The sequence below is a fragment of the Phyllobacterium sp. P5_D12 genome (genome assembly GCF_054049495.1).
Genome location: NZ_JBFUMG010000469.1, coordinates 1 through 3,506, shown reverse-complemented (window position 1 = coordinate 3,506; position 3,506 = coordinate 1). Strand labels below are relative to the sequence as shown.

Here is a 3,506-nt window from a genome sequence, read left to right as displayed (position 1 = left end):
CCAATTTTCATCTGACCAGTGCGTACCKGCAATTACTGGACGTTGAGCATTTCAAGGCAACGGGGGAGGGCGGCGGGGCTTTTACGCATATTGCCCTTTCTTTCAACGGATACAAAGCACTGGGTTTGGCAAGCAGTGCCCCCAACGATCCCGATTTTAAAGCGGGCATGAAAGCGCCCGCGAGTATATCAGCGTTGGGTGATCCACCCGTTTCGAGTTGGGAATCGGCATTTCGAGACGACATTCACGGCCTGGTTCTCGTTGGCGAAGAGACAGAAGGCGTGACCGCAGCGCTCGCCGGCGCGATTAGAGAGTTGATCACTGACGCGGGCGGGACGATCATCCATGTGCAACATGGCAAAGCTCTGCGCAACGCTGAAGGAGAAGGCATTGAACACTTTGGTTATGTCGACGGTCGCAGCCAGCCGCTGCTCCTTCAAGAAGACATTGATGCGGAGATCGCCTCTGCGGGTTCGTCCCGGTGGGATCCCGCATTCCCGCTCAACGCCGCCCTTGTCAAGGATCCGGGGACCACTGACACGGTCAGTTTCGGCAGTTTTTTCGTCTTTCGAAAACTTGAACAAGCAGTACGAGGCTTCAAAACACAAGAACAGATTGTAGCGAATGCCCTCGGTCTGAATGGAAACGATCGGGAACTGGCCGGGGCTTTGATCGTGGGGCGATTCGAGAACGGAACGCCGACGACACAATCAAACACCGCAAGAAATGAGGTGCCAGCGAACAATTTCAACTATCAAGGGGATCCGGGAAGCCGTTGCCCTTTCCACGCTCACATTCGGAAGGTTAATCCACGTGGCACAGGAGGAGCGGAACCGGAAGCCGCAGAGCGAAAACACATTATGCCCAGAAGAGGGATTCCGTTCGAAGATGTAAAACGGACGACACACCCGGAAGAATTGCCGGAATCGGCCAATATGGCGGACTTCACCGCGCATGTTTCCCCTCTGCTCCCCAAGGCGGGGATCGGCCTCTTATTCATGGCGTATAATGAAAAGATAGCCGAGCAATTCAAGTTCACGCAGCAGATCTGGGCTAACAACGCCAATTTTCCGCTTGCGCCTCCAGGCCCTCACGGCATCGATCCGATCATCGGTCAAGGTCCTAACAATCCCGGCGATCAAAAGATAACGAAGGTTTGGGACGATGCTTCGAGTGGAGTCATCACCAACGCGCCCTTCGCCGGGTTCGTCACGATGCGGGGCGGAGAGTATTTCTTTTCGCCAAGCTTGACGTTTCTGTTGAATTTGTAACACGAGGCCCCCTCTTGGACCTCGCTTCAACCCTTAGGGCGATGGCTGACCCTCATATGGGATTCGGCGGGGTTCAAGCAACACACGTGCAATTCACGTAGGAGTGCAGGTGCGAAATTGTACCTTCCCTCGCTGAAGGGTTCTGTTGCAACGTTTTGGTTACCGACAGCATGGCAAGGAACCCATCGATTGTTTCGGAGAGTTTTGATGTTCAAGGGCCGTCAGTTCGACCAATCAGTCATTCTGTTATACGTACGCGGTACCTTGCCTACAATCTGAGTCTGCGCGATCTTGAGGAGATGATGGCCGAGCGTGGCATTGCGGTCGATCATACGACCATCCATCGCTGGACTATTCGTTATTCGCCTTTGTTGCTGGAGCGTTTCAATGGGCGCAAGCGTGGCGTCACCGGCAAGTGGCATATGGATGAAACCTACAGTGCGCCTCGCTCCGAACAGGGCGAAGCGTATGACTGGAATGCAAGAGAGAAAGGAGGATTTGAAGAAGCGCCTTGTCCCCTGCTGTGAGAGGACATGAGCCCAAGCGGCGGTGACCTGCTGTCAACTGGCAGGGTGATGTAGCCCGCAGGTAAAGGGGATTGAGGCGAAGTCGTTACGCCGAGATGGTTCCCGAGGCTGAAGTATTGGAAGGTTGAGGAACACGAACCGGTTCATCCGTGTCTGAGGGCTGAATCGTCGCCTCCGCCTACACGGCTTAACAGGCGGAATTCCGTGGATGGTGCTGGAAATGTATGTCGGCACGCATCTAAAGAATAGCGCATACGTAAGGCGCTTACTGGGGACCATGGAGAGAACGCAGCCAGACCATGGCATCGGCATCGACTTGCAGAAAGCAAGGGAAAAGACTGCGACCCGCAGCCTCACCAATACGAAGACGTCCAGCATATGAACGAGGGAAGGCATGATGGAATGACAACGATGTTCTGCATCGCAAGGGAGTTGACCCTGATGTCCATCATGCTGGCGGAGTTCCCGTAGTAGTCCGCGGCAGGGAAAGCCTGTCACATGGCGAAGGGGAACAGTACAAACTGCTTGAAGTGCAAACTACCTGACCAAATGAGGTGAAGACCTTTGATAATCAGCGAAATGCAGCACAAGCTCGCAACATGGGCCGAGAGCGATCCGAACCGAAGGTTCGATCGCCTTCTTCGGCTCATTGCCGATCGGGAATGGCTTGCCGAGGCCGCCCGGATCGTTCTGGCGTCAAGCGGCGCACGAACACCGGCATAGACGGAATAGACAAGCAACGGATGCAGGCTGGACTGGATCAGCATCTGGCCGCCCTGCGGACAAGCCTGCTGAAGGGCACCTATTGCCCCAAGCCGGTGAAGCGCATCTATATCCCAAAAGCCAACGGCAAGCTACGACCATTGGGTATTCCGACCCTGACAGACCGCATTGTCCAACGCGCCATGTTGATGGTAATGGAGCCGATCTGGGAGAGCGATTTCCATCGTCTATCCTATGGCTTCCGGCCGGAACGGAGCGTGCATCATGCTGTTCGTACCGTTTCCGCTGCTAAGAAATAGAAGAAAGTTGGCAATCTGCGTAGTCACTCACGAAGCGGATTGAGACATGCCGCTCGCTCGACCAAGACGGCCAAAAGCCCCGTCGATAGCCCGTAGATGGCGCCAATAGAGCTTTCTGACTGCCCCCATGCTGTAGCGTATACAGCGCCAGCAATGGAACTCGACGCAGCGACTAGCGTCCAACGCATCAGACCACGATTGGCTAGAGAAAATCTCTCGTTGAACATAGTGGGCTGCATAGCGGGTTCAACCTTCCTGGCAATTGTGCTGTTCCATAATGTTATGGGTGCGAGAACTCGCATCAACTACGAACGTTGAGCGGCTAGCGCTTGGCGCTGTCCAGCGCCTGAAGAGTGCACTGGCATTGACGCCGCCAAAACCGACGCCGTTCGATATGGCGTATTCGGTGTCCAGGTGTCGCGCTTCGTTTGCGACGAAATCGATACCGTCGGCTTCGGGATCCGGAGTATTCAGGTTGATGGTCGGCGGCGCGATCTGGTCCTTGAGCGCCAGAATCGTGAAGATGGCTTCCAGCCCTCCGGCTGCGTCAAGCAGATGTCCTGTTGCTGATTTCGTCCCGCTGACAGCGACGGCGTTTTCAGCACCGAAGACACTCTTGATGGCCCTGATTTCACCCAGATCTCCGACCGGTGTGGAGGTGGCGTGCGCGTTCAGATGACCAATTT

The 3,506-nt window shown here is 55.2% G+C and carries 2 protein-coding genes and 2 pseudogenes; 3 read left to right on the top strand and 1 reads right to left on the bottom strand.

Annotation, left to right across the window (positions count from 1 at the left end; translation table 11 throughout):
• The 3 genes and pseudogenes from ACXJ5O_RS21940 to ACXJ5O_RS21930 all read left to right on the top strand — a co-directional run.
• On the top strand, window positions 1-1,271 hold a 1,271-nt coding region (locus ACXJ5O_RS21940), incomplete at its 5' end, for a Dyp-type peroxidase (protein WP_457301741.1).
• Between the two features lie 207 nt (window positions 1,272-1,478).
• Window positions 1,479-1,708 (top strand): annotated as a pseudogene (locus tag ACXJ5O_RS21935) (IS6 family transposase); the annotation flags it as partial.
• 752 nt (window positions 1,709-2,460) lie between these two features.
• On the top strand, window positions 2,461-2,820 hold the full coding sequence (locus tag ACXJ5O_RS21930) for a reverse transcriptase domain-containing protein (RefSeq protein WP_457301740.1): 360 nt from the start codon (window positions 2,461-2,463) through the stop codon (window positions 2,818-2,820).
• Between the two features lie 246 nt (window positions 2,821-3,066).
• Here the strand turns inward: ACXJ5O_RS21930 and ACXJ5O_RS21925 are convergent.
• Window positions 3,067-3,506 (bottom strand): annotated as a pseudogene (locus ACXJ5O_RS21925) (hypothetical protein); the annotation flags it as partial.

Excerpts from the sequence above, each read along its gene's own strand:
- ACXJ5O_RS21930 (WP_457301740.1), top strand. The coding sequence starts at position 2,461 with ATGGCTTGCCGAGGCCGCCCGGATCGTTCTGGCGTCAAGCGGCGCACG.